Source organism: Proteus hauseri, assembly GCF_040139125.1.
GTDB classification, from domain to species: domain Bacteria; phylum Pseudomonadota; class Gammaproteobacteria; order Enterobacterales; family Enterobacteriaceae; genus Proteus; species Proteus hauseri_B.
Map to the genome: position 1 here is coordinate 127,080 of NZ_JBEEUB010000003.1, position 17,056 is coordinate 144,135.

Consider the following 17,056-nt stretch of genomic DNA (forward strand, 5'->3'; position numbering starts at 1 on the left):
AAAACCATTTATTCCTATTTAAAAAGCGCAGAGAACCAAAGTGCAATAGTATCGCCATGATTATCATGAATAAGTTTGATGCTCATCAAAAAGGAGATAATGACTAGCATAGGTCTTATTAATTTTTGTCCTTTTGTTAACACTAACCCTGCACCTAAGCGAGCACCAATAAATTGCCCACAGAGCATAACTAAACCAATAGTCCAAATAACTTGCCCACCAATAATAAAAAACAGCAAGGAACCAAAATTAGAGGTGAAGTTAAGTAACTTTGCATGAGCCGTCGCTTTTGAGAGATTATATCCAAGTAACATGACATAACCTAAAGCGAAAAAAGAGCCTGTTCCTGGTCCGAAAATACCATCATAAAAACCGACGCCACCACCAAGCACAGCACCAAACGTATAGTAGCCAATTCGTTGTTTACTGTCTTGGGCTCCAATCGAAGGTGTGAGTAGGAAATAGAGACCAATAGCAATGGTGAGAATAGGAAGTGCTTGTTTAAGGAGCTCTGGATTAATAAATTGCACCAACATGGCACCTGAAACAGCACCGATGAAAGTCATCAAAATGGCAAATCGTTGTGATTTTAAATCAATCACTCTGCGACGTATAAAATAGAGTGTTGCCGAAAAAGAGCCACCAACAGATTGCAGTTTATTTGTCGCTAATGCTTGTACTGGAGATATTCCTACTGAAAGTAATGCCGGAATAGTAATAAGCCCACCGCCACCAGCAATAGAATCAATAAAACCTGCAATCATCGCAATAAAAAATAGGAGAAGGTAGATGCCCTCTGAAAATAGCCAATCCATTTATCTATCCGAATTAATCAGAGATGAAGGGGACGTGTTGCTGAAGATATTGCCGTTTTATTATGTAAAAACAAAAGAACAGCAACACGATCTGAGCATAATAATTTTAGGCGCTCACACCTATATAAAGAACAGAAAACTAAATATAAAAAAGCATAAAACCAAACGCGAAATAAAAGTTAATCCACATAACTGATAATTATATGGATTAAATTATTTATCATTACCACTGCATTAATGGTGGTGTTACATCACCGCATTGACCACGTTGGCGTAACGCATGATCAAGTAAAACAATTGCCATCATTGCTTCGGCTATTGGAATAGCGCGAATACCAACACAAGGGTCGTGACGACCTTTCGTTATCATTTCGACTTCGTCACCATCACGATTAATGGTTTTACCTGCAATAGTAATGCTTGATGTCGGTTTTAAAGCGATATGTGCAACAATAGGTTGCCCACTACTTATTCCACCTAAAATACCACCAGCATGATTACTGCTAAAACCCTCTTTTGTGATTTCATCACGATTTTCAGTGCCTTTAAGCGTCACCACACCAAAACCATCACCAATCTCAATGCCTTTAACGGCATTAATGCTCATTAATGCATGAGCAAGCTCAGCATCTAGACGATCAAACACTGGCTCCCCCCATCCAGCGGGAACACCATCAGCAATAACAGTAACTTTTGCACCTATTGAATTTCCTTCTTTTTTTAACGCTCTCATATATTCATCTAGAGCATCTAAACGTGAAGGATCAGGGCAGAAGAAGGGATTTGTTTCAACAATGGACCAATCAACAATCTCACACTCAATAGGTCCTAATTGTGTTAAACAACCACGAATTTCAATACCAAATTTCTCTTTAAGGTATTTTTTAGCAATGGCTCCAGCGGCAACACGCATTGCAGTTTCACGCGCTGAAGAACGTCCACCACCACGGTAATCACGTAAACCATACTTCTGTTCATAAGTATAATCAGCGTGTCCTGGGCGAAAAACATCTTTAATTTCACTGTAGTCTTGAGAACGTTGATCGGTATTTTCAATCAATAAGCCAATGCTTGTACCCGTTGTGACACCATTAAAAACACCCGACAAGATACGAACTTGATCAGGTTCACGGCGTTGGGTTGTATAGCGAGAAGTACCAGGGCGTCGTCTATCCAGATCACCTTGTAAATCAGCTTCTGTTAATGGTAATCCTGGTGGTACACCATCAACAATGCATCCGAGAGCTATACCATGTGACTCGCCAAAGGTGGTCACTCTAAACAATTGTCCGATACTATTTCCTGCCATCCCGTTATTCCTGTCTTGAGCTGTGTGATGTTATCATTATGTTATTGCAAGAATAACAATCTAACGCCTAGAAACTATTACATCAACGTTTATCCGTTGAAAAGCTGTCTGAAAACTCCACTAACTGCTCACGAGTCAGCATAAAGACACCTAGACCACCATTTTCGAACTCAAGCCATGTGAAAGGCACTTCTGGATATTGTTCAATAAGATGCACCATACTATTACCCACTTCACACACTAAAATACCTTTTTCATTAAGATAATTTGGTGCGTTTAATAGAATTTGACGCGTGATATCAAGACCATCAATACCTGAAGAAAGCGCGAGTTCAGGCTCGATATGATATTCATCAGGTAAATCACCCATATCTTCAGCATCTACATAGGGTGGATTTGTTACAATAATATCGTAAGGTGTTGGCACTATCTCACTGAATAAATCGGACTGCATTGGATAGACGCGATGAATTAACCCATGGTTTTCAATATTAAATTGAGCCACTTCTAAAGCATCTTCAGAGATATCTACTGCATCGACTTCAGCTTCTTCAAATTCATGGGCACAAGCAATTGCGATACATGCGCTTCCTGTACATAAATCTAAAATACGTGCAGGTTCGTTTTGAATTAGCCCATCAAAATGATTATTAATTAATTCGCCTATTGGTGAACGCGGAATTAGCACTCGTTCATCTACATAAAACTCATGACCACAAAACCATGAACGATGAGTTAAATAAGGCACAGGAATTTTTTGTTCAATTCGGCTTTCAATAAGCTCAATGATAGCTATCTTTTCAGAGGTGGTGAGTCGTGTTGATAATAAGGCATCTGGCACATCCAAAGGAAGTGAAAGCGTAGGTAATACTAGCTGTAAGGCTTCATCCCAAGCGTTATCCGTACCGTGGCCATAATAAATATCAGATGAGTTAAATTGACTCATAGCCCAGCGTAACATATCTAGGATCGTGCTTAAATCAGCTATCGCTTCTTCTTTTGTTGTTATATCCAAAACCGTTGTCCTCTGAATAAATGGAAAGTGTGTAGTTTGCCATGAAGATGATGATAAATCAGCGGTGAATAATAAAAAAATACAACTTCATACTATTTACACAACAGAATTACATCTCACAAAACACCATTAGATTTAAAAACTAAAATACCAACAAAAAACAAATTAGATAACAAGAATTTCATCAATAATTAGCCTAATAAACTTATAATTTACCTTTCATTAGAAAATATAGAAATGGCGACCATACTAATAATAGAACCCGTTATGTAGTAACTAAGATACGCCAATGGTACTTTTTATGTTATTTACACTTATATTCAGCCATCTAGTGCAAATATAAGAAAAAGAGAGTCCTTAACGATATCAATAAACTTTATCTTTACTGCAAACTGAATTGATAGATAGAAGTACTGAGCTTGTTTTATGTTCAGATAACACCATGAACTCAATATATGTTCATGAAACACCCATATTTGCTAGCTATGTGACTATTTCGGCAGGGTAAATTCCCTGCCTTTTTTTGTTCAAATTTTTAGCGTATAACTTTTTTATATCTGCAACTATTTCATGTACTATTGTCTTATAAAATAGATAACACTATGAAGCACCGAAAAAAATGAACAAAAAATTGACTTTGCAAACATCTGATCTTGAGTTATTTAAAGAAATGGTAAAAGGCACTAAAAAATTACCACAAGATAAAATTGTCCATTCACCTAGACGCAAAAAAGTGATGCATTATGCCGTTGAGCGATTGCAACAAGAGCAAGTGGATGCCTCATACTACTTTTCAGATGAGTTTCAGCCTAATTTAGCAACGGAAGGACCGACTCGCTATTTACGAGAAGGTGCAAATGCCTATGAACTAAAAAAGTTACGTAGAGGCGATTATGCACCAGAGTTCTTTTTAGATTTACATGGGCTTACCCAACTTATTGCTAAACAAGAAATTGGTGCATTAATTGCAGCATGTAGACGTGAACATGTTTACTGCGCCTGTATTATGCATGGTCACGGTAAACATATTTTAAAACAACAAACGCCACTTTGGTTAGCTCAACATCCTGATGTTATTGCTTTTCATCAAGCCCCTAAAGAGTGGGGTGGCGATGCTGCTTTATTACTCTTAGTTGAAAATGATGATACTGCTCGCCGCTAAACCCCAAAGTGGTATAACTTAAATTTATTCGTTTTTACCCAACAAAATTACTGATTTAGTGCTGATGGCGAAACTTGCCACAATAGTGCACCAGCACCTTTAGTAAGGTCAAAATCAACACAAGCGATGGTTGATGTAGAAAACATAGGTGCACACACAGAAGGGCAAAGTTCTGCAACAACATATCCCACCAAAGGTAAGTGTGAGATAACCAAAATATTTTGATAACCCGCATCACCTAATGCTCGTAAATAGTGAGCAACATGGTCTGGATTACCACCAGGAATAAGCCCATCGTCAGTTTCAACTTTATTAGGTAATGCTAATCCTGTTTTTACTGCATTAAATGTTTGTTGAGCACGTAAAAAAGGGCTAACAAGAACATAATCAATTTTATGATTTTGCTGGGTCATCCATTGTGCCATTTTTATTGATTCTTGCTGCCCACGCTCTGTTAGTGGGCGAACTGCATCACTTGCAGCATCAAGTGCAGCTTCTCCGTGGCGCATAATAAAAATTTGCATAGTAAATTATTAAACCTATTTTATTTTTGTAATTACGAGCTTTAATTAGCTCTAAGATGTTATTCAATCGACGTAAACTAACATATTTCCACAAAGGTTATTGAATGCCACAATTTGAAATAATGCTATTTTAATTGCTGAATTACACTCATTAATCTAAACATCTAATTTTGTTTTTCAGAATATTATTTTGAAAAACATCATTTTTAAATACATTGCCGAAAAACTATTTTGCCATATCTCCCTATGATTAACAGTTTTGACTCTATTTTCCATTAAAAATTCATCAATTCTTAATCTGACTCAAACGAGAAAAGAAAAAAGGCGCATAAGCGCCTTAATTCTAACTATTGTGACAAATTAAAAAAATAGCGAATAGTCTAGTCATAGAAACGTTCATTACGTTTAGCCATTTCTATTAATCGTTCACAAGGACGATATTTTTCACCATATTGTTCGGCAAGCTGATTGAGTTTTTCTGCCACTTTAGTGGTTCCCATGCTATCCATATAGCGGAAAGGACCGCCAAAGAAAGGCGGAAAACCGATACCAAAAACAGCGCCAATATCGCCATCTCTTGGTTGTTTAATAATGTTTTCTTCTAAACAGCGAACAGACTCATTAAGCATGAGCAATAAACAGCGCTCTGTAATTTCTGAAGCCGATAATTGACTCTTTGGCTTAATATTTAATAGTCGATAAATCGCAGGATCAGGACGTTTTTTCGTTTTACCTAACAGTGATGGCAACCCATGACGAGCATAAAGATAAAAACCACGACCATTTTTACGCCCTTTTCTATCATCAGCAATAATCGCGTCTACTGCTGGTGGTGAAGTAAACCGCTCACCAAATGCGTTAACTAAAATAGGTGTGATTTTTGTACCTATATCAATACCAACTTCATCTAATAATTGAATGGGTCCTACAGGAAAACCAAATTGGACTAATGCTTTATCAATATTCTCAATTGGCTCACCTTGAACTAAACAAGTTAACGCCTCGCTGATATAGGGTGCCAAAATGCGGTTAACATAAAAACCGGGCTTATCTCCCACCACAATAGCAACCTTTCCTTGTTTTTTTGCAAAAGCGACAGTGGTTGCAATCGTCTTTTCATTGGTATTTTCATGAGGGATCACTTCAACCAATGGCATTTTTTCTACTGGGCTAAAGTAGTGAAGTCCAATCACATTTTCTGGATATTTTGCTGTTTCTGCAATTTTGTGGATAGGCAGAGATGAAGTATTTGAAGCAAAAATAATTTTTCCTTCACCTATTTTTTCAATTTCAGCAACCATGGTTTGCTTTAAGGCAAGATCCTCAAATACCGCTTCAACCACAATAGTAGATTGATGAAAACCACTGTAGTCTAGCGTACCCGATAATAACCCCATTTGACGCTGACGTTCGCGAGGTAATAATCTTTTTTTCTTCACTCTTGAAGAGAGTGCTTTCCAACTATAGTTAAGCGCCTGAGCAATACCCTTGTCGCTTATATCTTTAATTCTGGCAGGTAAATTTCCTTTGGTTGCAGTGACAAAAGCGATACCACCACCCATTAATCCCCCACCTAAAATACCAACATGCTTTAATAGAGCTGGCTTTTCGTTAGCACCGGTTTCATTTTTTAGTGCTGTTGATGCAAAAAAGAGATGTCGCAACGCCGATGAAACAGGTGTCATTGCTAATTCACCAAACGCATTTGCTTCTTCTTTAAAACCTGCTTGGATATCTTTTTCAAGCCCTCTTTCTATCACACTCAAGATACGTTCAGCCGCAGGGTAATGCCCTTTCGTTTTCGCTAAAATCCGTTTTTTAGCTTGCCCAAATAAAATATTACGCCCCAACGTGGTATTAGCCCAAAATCGCTCAAGCATTGAATGTTTTTTCTGCCCTTTTTTGCCTGATAAAATCCACTTTGCAGCAACATCTAATAAAATATCTTGGGATACAACATCGTCTGCAATACCCAGTTTTAATGCGCGTTTAGCATTGACTTGCTTTCCTGTCAGAATTAAATCTAATGCCGCAGTTACACCAATTAGTCGAGGTAAGCGCTGTGTTCCACCAGAGCCTGGAAGCAGACCCAATTGAACTTCTGGCAAACCTAAGCGTGTTTTGCTGTTATCAGAGCAAATGCGTCCATGACAAGCTAAAGCTAACTCAAGCCCGCCCCCAAGACATGCACCATTAATTGCAGCAACAACAGGTAATGGATAGTTCTCAAGTTGAGTAAAGAGATCTTGCCCAGCTTTTGCTAAAGCACTTGCCTCTTCTTTTGTTTTACACCCTGCAATCATTGATATATCTGCACCAGCAATAAAGCAGTCTGGTTTACCGGATGTAATAATTAACCCTTTTACACCTGAATGTTGTTGTGCTTGTTTTAAAACACCTTGGAACTGTTCAACAAACTCCGCTTTTAAGGTGTTTACTTTTTCACCAACCACATCAATGCTAATAATTCCGACTTTGTCTGTACGTACTGAAAATTGGAACACGGGTAATATTTCTGGCGTGGTCTCTTTTGTTTGTTGTAAGTCCATTATTCCACCTCCAAAATCATTGCAGCACCCAATCCACCAGCCGCACAGGCTGTTGTTAACCCAAACCCACCACCTCGACGCTTAAGCTCGTGTAGTGTCTGTGTGACCATTCTAGCGCCTGTTGCAGCAAATGGATGTCCATAAGCGATTGAGCCACCTAATACGTTAAATTTATCCATATCCACCTCACCAATTGCTTTAGATAACCCAAGCTGCTCTTTGGCGAATCGTTCGCTAGCAAATAACGTTAAGTTACTCAAAGTTTGAGCAGCAAAAGCTTCATGCATATCAATTAAGGTTAAATCACTAAGAGCAAGTCCTGCTCTAGAAAGAGCCAAAGGTGTGGCATATGAAGGACCTAATAGCATATCTTTCCATACATCAGTTGCCGTAAAAGCATAACTACGAAGATAACCTAATGGTTGATACCCCAAACTCTTAGCAACCGACTCTTTCATCATTAGCACAGCAGCAGCGCCATCAGTTAACGGCGTACTATTTGCTGCGGTAACACTGCCATGACGTCTATCAAAAGCGGGTTTTAACTTGGCATAAGAGTCTAATACGGAGTTTTTGCGGATATTATTATCTTGATGAAAACCTTCCCTGTAAGGAGGAAAAAATGCGGTCATGACTTCATCATTTAATTTTCCCATTTCCCATGCTTTAGCTGCAAGTTGATGAGAACGATGCGCTAATTCATCTTGTGCAACCCTTGAAATATGATAAGTCTTCGCCATTTGTTCTGCGGTATCGCCCATGCGTAACCCTGTCGAGTATTCAGCAACAGCAGGAGCAACAGGTAATAAATCACGAGGTCTTAACTGACTTAAGTAACTTAATTTTTGACCTAACGTTTTAGCTTTATTTAAACTGAGTAATACATCAGCCAGTTTTCTGCTAACACCAATAGGTAAAACAGAAGAGGAATCCGCACCACCAGCAATTCCCACAGAAACATGACCTGCAAACATACTTTCAGCAACATTGGCTATTGCTTGAAAACTTGTTGCACAAGCTCTCGTCACACTATAAGCATCAGTTTTAACACTTAACCCTGCACCAAGAACAATTTCTCTTGCAATATTGGGGGCTTCTGGCGTTTGAACAACTTGTCCAAAAACCAGTTGATCAATTAGCTCCGGTGGAATTTCATTGCGAAGAACTAACTCTTGTACAACTGTTCGCCCCAATTCAACAGCAGGGATCCCTCTGTATGTCGTCGCTTGTTTTGCAAAAGGTAAACGTAAACCACTTACAATAGCAATGCGATCTTTTACAGCACTGTTAGTTGATGACTTCATAACGACTCCTGAAAATTGATCCCATAACACCAAAGAGGTCTGACCTGATAATAGTGTTAACAAATTTTTCACTTATCAGAAACATCATTTTATGAGAAGTGGGAGTTGACGCGCATTATTTCTTTCAAATGCCTGAAAGTCTCAAATAATAGTAAAAAGGAGTGATAAATAACGATGAAATATAGGGTGAATAATAGGCTGGATATAAAAAGGCTGGATATAAAAAGGCTGTTGATATTCAACAGCCTTAGTTTTATTTACTTTCAGTAGATTAACGTAATGCCAACTGGAAAATTAAGTTTTCAGCTTCACAAGAGAAAGTGAAGTCAGCCGTTAATTGAACACCACCATCAACGTCAGAAAATTTATGCGTTATTTGGCAAGGTTCTGAAGCTGTTGATTGTGCTTTTGCACTCAATTGCGCGAACATTGCTTCAGCTTGTGCTTTATCAGAAAAGATATGTTCATATGAAGCAGTACAGTTTTTGTTATCGATAATGGTTCCCACATCTACACAACAGCAAGCAGCTGTTTCTTCTGCACTACAACGATTAATTGCGTCTGCCATTTTACTCTCCCAACGAAAGAAATGTTAATTATCTATCATAATCGCAAAAAAATAAAATAAACTGCTTTAGCTCAAATTATTTTACACTTTTACAAAAAAAATTGATTCTACTGTTTATTTAACAATCAAAAACATCTTTATCGACACGTTTTGTAAAAAATATGTTAATCACTTCTCAATTTTGAAATCAAAATGGCAATATTAATAAAACATGCTTGCAACATTTACGTTGTTCAACTTTATACTTAAGCAACTGGTCTGATTTGTCATAACGACAACCGCACCTAAAATCCAGCGCTTCTAATCAGAAGTCACTAACTTAAAAAAATTATGAGGGTTTAGGTCATGAACCGTAAAAACCTGTTTACTCGCACAGCACTAGCTGCCTTTGTAGGAGCTATCTCCTCTCAAGCAGGCGCTGCCGGTTTTCAGTTAAATGAATATTCTACTTCAGCACTAGGTCGTGCATTTTCAGGGGAAGGCGTTATTGCAGATGACGCAAGCGTAGGTAGCCGAAACCCAGCCGCACTCACTATGTTTGACCGCCCTGAATTTTCAGTGGGTGCTATTCATATTAACCCAAGCGTCGATATCAAAGGTAAATCACCACTAACTGGTGCAAATACAAGTGCGGATGATATTGCACCAAGCGCATTAGTCCCTAACATTCACTTTGTTGCCCCAATTAACGACAAATGGGCAATTGGTGCATCTGGCACAACTAACTTTGGTTTAGCGACCGATTTCAAGAAAGATTACCCAGCGGGTGTCATTGGTGGAAAGACGGATTTAAAAACCATGAACTTAAACTTAGCGGCAGGTTATCGTGTTAATAACCAATTTAGCGTCGGTTTAGGTTTAAATGCTCTGTATGCTGATGCTGAAATCACTCGTCATGCTGGAGAATTACCTGGTTTAATCGGGTTCCCTGTTTCGCCATCCGCTCGTGTTGCTCAACTAAAAGGTGATGCATGGGGCTTTGGTTGGAATGCGGGATTATTATATGAGTTTGATGAAGATAACCGTGTTAGCTTCACTTACCGTTCTAAGGTTAAAGTGAAATTTAACGATGGTGAATACCAAAATGATTTACCACCACATCCTACACTTGAAGGCATTGGTATCATTGGCACCAATGGTGAAACCGTTGCTGGTAAACTAGACCTTAATTTACCTGAAATTTGGGAATTTGCCGCTTATCATCGTGTAGCACCAAAATGGGCGGTTCACTATAACTTCGCTTACACTAGCTGGAGTACTTTTGAAGAGTTAAGAGCAACACGTAAAAGTGATGGTCAACAACTGTTCATAAAAGAAGAAGGTTTCCGTGATGCATGGCGTATGGCAATAGGGACAACCTATTATCACAACGATAATTGGACATTCCGTACTGGTGTCGCCTTTGATGATAGCCCAGTACCCGCTAACAAACGCTCTATCTCTATTCCAGACCAAGACCGTTTCTGGTTAAGTGCAGGAGCAACCTATGCATTTAACAAAGATATGTCTGTCGATGTAGGTTTAGCCTATATGCATGGACGTAAAGTGAATATTAAAGAAAAACTATCTGAAAATGCACCTTTGCCACCTTATGAATTTGATGCAACAGGTAAGGCATGGTTATACGGTATGAACTTTAACTATCGCTTCTAATCCGTTTTTTATTTTTACCCGAAAAAAATGGTCTTGAAAAAGACCATTTTTTATTTATCAACATACTGAATCTTAGTCGATAGAATCTAGATCATCCTCAATCGCTTTTGCATTAGGATTATCATTAGGTTTTAACTCTCCGCCATTGGCAATAAAGTCATTTCGTTGGAAATAAGCTTCGCGCATCATCAAATACGGATCTGATGAATTTTGCAAAATAGCATCTGAATCGAGTAATTGAGCACGTGTTTCGATTCCTTCCAATGCCCATTTTCCTGCTGACATCCAAAATGTAAGATAACTGAGTACAGGATAAGTAACATCAGCTAAATTACCGCCCTCTTCACGAACGGTAAGGCTACCATAGCCCGGTAATACAACATAAGGACCATAATCCATACCATAATGTCCTAATGTACTACCAAAGCGCATTGGAACTTCTTTTTCCATCGATTCTTTAGACATACCCGCGACATCAATTAAGCCACCAATGCCAAAGACAGTATTAATCCAGAAACGACCAAAATGTTTAGCGCCTTTCTCAAAATCACCACGTAATACACTATTTAGCATACTTGCTGGCTCTTCTAGGTTACCTAAAAAATTAGATAAACCATTGCGTGCTGGTGGTGGCACATAATCACGCCAAACAACAGCCACCGGGCGCAAAATATAGGGATCTAAAACATAATAGTTAAAATCAAACATCTGGCGGTTGAATCCTTCCAATGGATCAGAACGCCCATCCCCATTATTAGAGGAACTTGCACATCCTGAAAGTAAGGCGATTGAAAGCGCAACACCGCACAGGCGATACTTCATAATGTTCTCCGCTAGCTATTTTATTATGAATAGCATTATATTTTGCATATCCATTAACTTTATACATAATACTGTCAACGGGCAATAAGTGATACTTTTATTAGGTGTTGATCTTATAAGATAATTCAGTTTTTGAGTTTATCCGATTGAGCTAAATTACAATATTATCCCTGTTATCTCGGCTAATATAAAAAATAAGCTACATTTTTTTAAATCAGTCATATTCTTTCTGATTCAAACCTTCAGATGGATCAGGATAAGAAAAATGCTGAGTAATAAGATCGAATTCAGTTTCTGTTGTTTTAAATGGGTTTTCATTGTGTTGGTTACGCAACAATAACCTTTTTTTACACTCACTATTATCCACCTTCAGCACATGAAATAAATAAGGTATTCCCTTATTATCTGCTAAAGATTTAAGCCAACGACGTTGGTTTGGAGTATTCGCGGGAAAATCCATAACAACGCTGTTTCCGGCATTAAGAAGATTTGCAACATGTACGGCTAAAACATTTTTAACAAGCTCACTTTTCTCAATATAATCTGCCACTGTTTTTATTTGATTTGGGAAAAGCTGCGATAACCACTCATCTTCATTAATTAATACTGTTCTTGGATGATTTGAAAGTACTTTAGCTAAGGTTGATTTACCTGAAGCTATTTTTCCACATAAAAAATGTAAGCGTACATCTGATGTTGATTTTAATAAGTCAGTACCATAAGAATTATCAATGACACATAACCATCGATTATCAACCAACTTAAAAACATAAGTTGCTTCTCTTACTGTATCAAAATCAGTGCCATTCGGCATTTTGGCATGCAACAGCGTTTCAGCGAGCACTAATGCACAATCTTCACCAAAAATGACCTTAACCTTACCTTGAGACACATAGAGTGAGTGATTAAAAAATTCCGCTATCGCCATAAAGGCTTTTTTTAGTGCTGATTTTCCTGAAATATTTAAATCTTCTTTAACGACTAAAGTGCCATTTTCGGTGTAGAAATGGATTAAGAAGTCAAAGTTCTCTTCTGTAATAGCGCGGTCTGCATCAGTAATTAATTGAGTCAGCGATAGGGTATGTTGATTTACTTCAGATTCAGAAAACATATTTTATTCCTTATCTATAAATTTATGTCAGACAAGGAGTAAATAAAAAACCCGCTTATCTGGCGGGTTTAAATACAACCAATCCCCACCACTAAGTGATGGTAATAATAATACTCGGAGAGGTTGTTATATATAACATAAGATAAATAACCTTATAAATAGACTAAATTTAATCTAGCAATAAAATATTTTTTATACAAGTCATAGTTTACTTATTTCATTTGTTTTTACTTTATAAAACTTATCAACACCTTTATTACATTACACTTCACTTAGCCATACATACTATTTAATAGCTTACTTTCCTCTTGAAATAACAACTGTTTTTTATCATTGTTATAGGTAAAGACATTATTTTTTATGCTGGCAGCAGCAAGAGGGTTTACCTGCTAATTTTGCTTCTTGAATTGGTGGGCAAGGTACTGTTCCATAAGAACAAAAAACGCAGCAATCTCCTGCTAATGGTTTTAATAATGTGTGGCAATGCGTACACTCATAAAACCACTGACAAGCATCTGTTGGCATTGTTTCTGCTTGGGTATGATTACACTTTGGACAAGTAATTTCTGAAATTAACGTAATTTGGCTATTAGACATATTCTTACCGTAGTTGCTGTTACCAATCTTGTTTATTGCCTCAATCTACCCTAATTTTCTTTATGGTGTTTGATATTAAATCAATAATAAGTGCTATTTTCTTAATACTAAGAAAAAGCACGTCATTAATAGATATCAAAATCTATTTTATAGAGGTATCTATAGATGTATCGTTACCAAAAACCTGCTGTTTCAATGTAGGAATATCAGCTTCTTCTATATATTGAATAATATTAGGGAAAAAGGTTTCATGGTATCCGTACTCTTTTTTTCGTAATTCGGCAATTGCTTGTTCTTTAGTCCAATCTTCAAATACAAGACGATACATCGCAATAATTGTTCCGGTACGATCACTTCCATGCCAGCAGTGAACTAATACCGGATCTGATGTGCTATTTATTTTACGTAATACTGTAATTACATCTTCATTCGTAATTTTTTTTGCATTCATTCTTACTTGAAACGTCTCAAGCTGAGTGCCTTCAACATCATCGCTATCGCTGTGGTATTGGCGTAAATTAATCACTGTTTTAATTCCCTGTGACGCTAACCACTTCATTTCACCCTTCATTGGTTGACCAGAACGATAAACTTGCGCTGAAACTTGATGAAAATTTTCAGGAGGTACAAGCATATCAGTAGGTCTAGAACTGCATCCCATCAGTAAAAAGAAATAAGCAAATAAAAAGAATTTTAAATACCGAACACAATTAATTGATTTTATATCCATATAAACTTAACCCTTTGAATGTATTTTATTTATCATCATATATTAGTTGGTTTTACTTATTTTATTACAGCAATTAAGCTACTATTTTATTTAAACTTCTTAATCATAGTGTGATTTTTTATATTCTCAATAAGTTTTATCATAAGGCTAGATAAAAGACTTATTAAAAAATAAATTTTGGATTATCTTCTTGAAGATAAAAATAAATATCTTTGATGGTTAGGCGAGAAAAGCGACTGGCGTTCCCTACAGACTTCACAATCAATGGTTATTACGTTGATTTATAGCGATAAATTACGAAACTTTAAATAATTTACCCATAATTTTACCCAATTAGGGAAAATGAAATTGATTTGGAGATCGAATCTGTGAGAAAGGTGATACTTTTATACCACCTCTGATTTTTTAATTCCACACCCTGCTATACTCTCCAAAAACTAACTGGACCCGTTATGAACCTCGCAAACCTAACTCAAGAAGAAAAAGACAAGATTAATGTCGACTTGGCTGCTTCAGGTGTCGCATATAAAGAACGCCTCAACATGCCAGTTGCTGCGTCCGAAGTTGAACGACAACAACCAGCACATTTGAGAACGTACTTTAATGATCGATTAAAACTACGATTTGAAAATATTTGTGAATTGAGTTGATGTAATATTTATGTCATCACCACATCTGTTGTATGCATGAAGATCGGCTATTTTTCCACTCTGCTGAGATTCAGCAAAATAACCATTATCAGTATCACATGTAAAATAATAAGCCTCTGTCTTGTCAAAATCCTGACCAGATATGCAAGCCAAGGTTCCAGCGTAAGGTTTTGTTTTCGTCATTTTTGCTTTTCGGCTAACAATATCCCAGTGATATACTTTAGCCCCAAAAGCTGGAGTTGAGTTACCAGCTCCGTTGTATTTCAAATGAGAACCAATGACACATCCTACACAATTTTCATGATGAGAAATACCATCATCAGAGTTATTCGAGTAACTTCCACCAATGATATAACTTACCCCGTTGTTATGAAATCCAGCACCATCATTGCCAACAGACTTTCCATTACAGTTGTATAAGACGCAGTCATAGTTATTTGTGCTAAATCCGTTACCTGAAAATGCTACGCTTGCATTACAGTCATACAGTTTTGCAATAGGACCACCAAATTCTGAATTAATATACGTCGCATTTCTAAAATCAAAGCAATTTAATTTTACTGCTTTTGCTGTGATCCCCCAAATGTTTACATTAAAATTTCCATCGTTATAGAATACTGAGTCCGATTCACAAACATATAAATAGGCATTCTGGTTTTCTTTATTCCAACTGAAATATAAATTACCGTTAGAGTGATCAAAGTAGTATGAAAAATCAGTGTTTTTAACAGCATCAATACTTGATACGTTTTTCAACTCACGAGTAAAAGCACTTTCAATTGACCGTGTCTGCATCTCAACATAGACAAATGGCTGCTTAGTTCCGTTTCTGATTGCGCTGTCTGGGTTTGTTGAAACATCATACGGGCAGTAATGCGTTGACCTATTCGAATTTTCAACCTGCACCCATGCCCCAGTTTTCATTTCAACGCCCCCAAGTATTGTAGCTCCGTTCGGAGCCCAAATGTCACAGTCGCCTCGGATTATCCACTGTCTTTGGCGTAAAGGCTCATAGTAAGCCCCGCCATCGACAAACATAAATCTATTAATGACCGCTTTAGCCGATGAGTAATACGCATAGGCTTTGCTTAGCGACATTATCTCTGATAAGAAGCTATTACCGCCTCGCATCGATATAGCTAGTAAAGAATCTCGTTCAACAGTACTACTTCCTGATACTTGATACTTAACAGAAAAATTACTATCAGAGTCGACGAACTCGCGATATGTTGCTACCCCCATCCAAGATAACGCTGAATGCGCGACGACTTTCGACCCTAAATACATATAAGCTTTATCAAAGCTCACATCAGCATCAACGCAGCGCAGAGAAAATCGGCAGTATCTACCAGTAGGGGCTGATGACTTAGCAAGGGTTACTGTTAGTTCGCCATTAGATATTGATGTAGTCACTGCGCTTTTCAAATAGGCTGGATTAGTTCCTGATTTATCATCCTGAGCAACGTAGATCACGCCAACACCAGAAGGATTTTCACTGATTTCTATCGCTTTTGATGATGAAAAGCCTTTCAATACAACGCTAATATCCTCCGCCACCTCACCAACCCTGAATGCTAGCTCCATATATTTCATTTGACTGGATGCGCGAAAATCAATGAAACAAACTTTTGGCTGAGGCATGTATAGTTTGGTAACAACTGGTTTTCTAATTACAGGCGGTTTTGTTGCTATTCGCTGAAATGGATGAGCGGGTTCATTCCCTAATGTTCCAACCCCATCCCATATTTCAGGCGTGCCACCATTGTCGAATACAAACCAGTTATCAGAGCTGGAAATTAGCCCGCTCTCCCATATCTTTCCTTTTTTATAGTTAAGGTTTGTTAGGGTTGCAATTGAGGGTATGTGATAAATTGACAATGACTTTAGCTCTGCGGTTATTCTTTCTTCAAACTGGTCAGGGTCATACTTCAATACATTCGGATAATAGAATTGCTGCTCTCCATAACTGTCATATACCGCCATGCTGTGACCCTCAACTGTCACAAACTTAGCAATTTGCCCATTGTAAACAGGAAACCCAGCCTGATTGATAATTAAAGGTTGTGCGACAGGGATATGAGACCCATCTTCATTTTCTAAATAAACCTGAATTTGGTTTTCTGGTAATGCTGGATCAGTATCAATCTTTCCAATAAAAATCCTTCCATTGCTAGCAGCCTGGAACTTCCTTGCTAGAGTGAATAATTGTGATGGCATGCTGACGACAACGTTTGGAATCATGTCTTT

15 protein-coding genes are annotated in these 17,056 nt (G+C 37.6%); 3 read left to right on the plus strand and 12 right to left on the minus strand.

What is annotated here, in order from left to right:
- Positions 1-14 precede the first annotated feature (14 nt).
- The 3 genes from ABN099_RS06345 to prmB all read right to left on the minus strand — a co-directional run bounded on the left by ABN099_RS06345 (position 15) and on the right by prmB (position 3,139).
- Positions 15-815, minus strand: a complete 801-nt coding sequence (locus ABN099_RS06345; protein WP_349462828.1) for a sulfite exporter TauE/SafE family protein — start codon at positions 813-815, stop codon at positions 15-17.
- A gap of 223 nt (positions 816-1,038) precedes the next feature.
- The gene (gene aroC / locus ABN099_RS06350) at positions 1,039-2,124 is read right to left on the minus strand and encodes a chorismate synthase (protein ID WP_349462829.1); all 1,086 of its coding nucleotides are present in this window, start codon (positions 2,122-2,124) and stop codon (positions 1,039-1,041) included.
- 82 nt (positions 2,125-2,206) lie between these two features.
- The gene (prmB, locus tag ABN099_RS06355; RefSeq protein ID WP_349462830.1) at positions 2,207-3,139 is read right to left on the minus strand and encodes a 50S ribosomal protein L3 N(5)-glutamine methyltransferase; all 933 of its coding nucleotides are present in this window, start codon (positions 3,137-3,139) and stop codon (positions 2,207-2,209) included.
- A gap of 619 nt (positions 3,140-3,758) precedes the next feature.
- Between prmB and smrB the strand changes: the two genes are divergently transcribed.
- On the plus strand, positions 3,759-4,301 hold the full coding sequence (smrB, locus tag ABN099_RS06360) for an endonuclease SmrB (RefSeq protein ID WP_349462831.1): 543 nt from the start codon (positions 3,759-3,761) through the stop codon (positions 4,299-4,301).
- Positions 4,302-4,348: 47 nt separating this feature from the next.
- Here smrB and sixA read toward each other — a convergent pair whose 3' ends face one another.
- From sixA to ABN099_RS06380, 4 genes are all read right to left on the minus strand, one after another.
- On the minus strand, positions 4,349-4,825 hold the full coding sequence (sixA, locus tag ABN099_RS06365; protein ID WP_349462832.1) for a phosphohistidine phosphatase SixA: 477 nt from the start codon (positions 4,823-4,825) through the stop codon (positions 4,349-4,351).
- 380 nt (positions 4,826-5,205) lie between these two features.
- The gene (gene fadJ, locus ABN099_RS06370) at positions 5,206-7,374 is read right to left on the minus strand and encodes a fatty acid oxidation complex subunit alpha FadJ (protein ID WP_349462833.1); all 2,169 of its coding nucleotides are present in this window, start codon (positions 7,372-7,374) and stop codon (positions 5,206-5,208) included.
- Positions 7,374-8,678, minus strand: coding sequence for an acetyl-CoA C-acyltransferase FadI (gene fadI, locus ABN099_RS06375; RefSeq protein ID WP_349462834.1), 1,305 nt, complete (start codon positions 8,676-8,678; stop codon positions 7,374-7,376). Before fadI ends, fadJ begins: the two co-directional genes overlap by 1 nt.
- Before the next feature lie 271 nt (positions 8,679-8,949).
- Positions 8,950-9,246 (minus strand): YfcZ/YiiS family protein, encoded by a 297-nt coding sequence (locus ABN099_RS06380; protein ID WP_349462835.1) that lies wholly within the window; start codon positions 9,244-9,246, stop codon positions 8,950-8,952.
- Between the two features lie 345 nt (positions 9,247-9,591).
- On the opposite strand from ABN099_RS06380, the gene fadL reads away from it, so the two are divergent.
- The gene (gene fadL / locus ABN099_RS06385; RefSeq protein WP_349462836.1) at positions 9,592-10,899 is read left to right on the plus strand and encodes a long-chain fatty acid transporter FadL; all 1,308 of its coding nucleotides are present in this window, start codon (positions 9,592-9,594) and stop codon (positions 10,897-10,899) included.
- A gap of 72 nt (positions 10,900-10,971) precedes the next feature.
- Here fadL and mlaA read toward each other — a convergent pair whose 3' ends face one another.
- The 4 genes from mlaA to ABN099_RS06405 all read right to left on the minus strand — a co-directional run bounded on the left by mlaA (position 10,972) and on the right by ABN099_RS06405 (position 14,159).
- Positions 10,972-11,721, minus strand: a complete 750-nt coding sequence (gene mlaA, locus ABN099_RS06390) for a phospholipid-binding lipoprotein MlaA (RefSeq protein WP_349462837.1) — start codon at positions 11,719-11,721, stop codon at positions 10,972-10,974.
- A 214-nt stretch (positions 11,722-11,935) separates the two neighbouring features.
- Positions 11,936-12,832, minus strand: coding sequence for an AAA family ATPase (locus tag ABN099_RS06395; protein ID WP_349462838.1), 897 nt, complete (start codon positions 12,830-12,832; stop codon positions 11,936-11,938).
- Between the two features lie 351 nt (positions 12,833-13,183).
- Positions 13,184-13,429, minus strand: a complete 246-nt coding sequence (locus ABN099_RS06400; protein WP_349462839.1) for a GDCCVxC domain-containing (seleno)protein — start codon at positions 13,427-13,429, stop codon at positions 13,184-13,186.
- 142 nt (positions 13,430-13,571) lie between these two features.
- Complete coding sequence (locus tag ABN099_RS06405) at positions 13,572-14,159, minus strand: fused DSP-PTPase phosphatase/NAD kinase-like protein (protein ID WP_349462840.1); 588 nt, start codon at positions 14,157-14,159, stop codon at positions 13,572-13,574.
- 452 nt (positions 14,160-14,611) lie between these two features.
- On the opposite strand from ABN099_RS06405, the gene ABN099_RS06410 reads away from it, so the two are divergent.
- A complete protein-coding gene (locus ABN099_RS06410) occupies positions 14,612-14,809 on the plus strand; it encodes a DNA polymerase III subunit theta (protein WP_349462841.1) in 198 nt (65 codons plus the stop codon).
- On the opposite strand, the gene ABN099_RS06415 is transcribed toward ABN099_RS06410, so the two are convergent.
- Positions 14,777-17,050 (minus strand): phage head-binding domain-containing protein, encoded by a 2,274-nt coding sequence (locus ABN099_RS06415; RefSeq protein WP_349463122.1) that lies wholly within the window; start codon positions 17,048-17,050, stop codon positions 14,777-14,779. The two genes, ABN099_RS06410 and ABN099_RS06415, sit on opposite strands and share 33 nt — an antisense overlap.
- Positions 17,051-17,056: the final 6 nt, after the last annotated feature.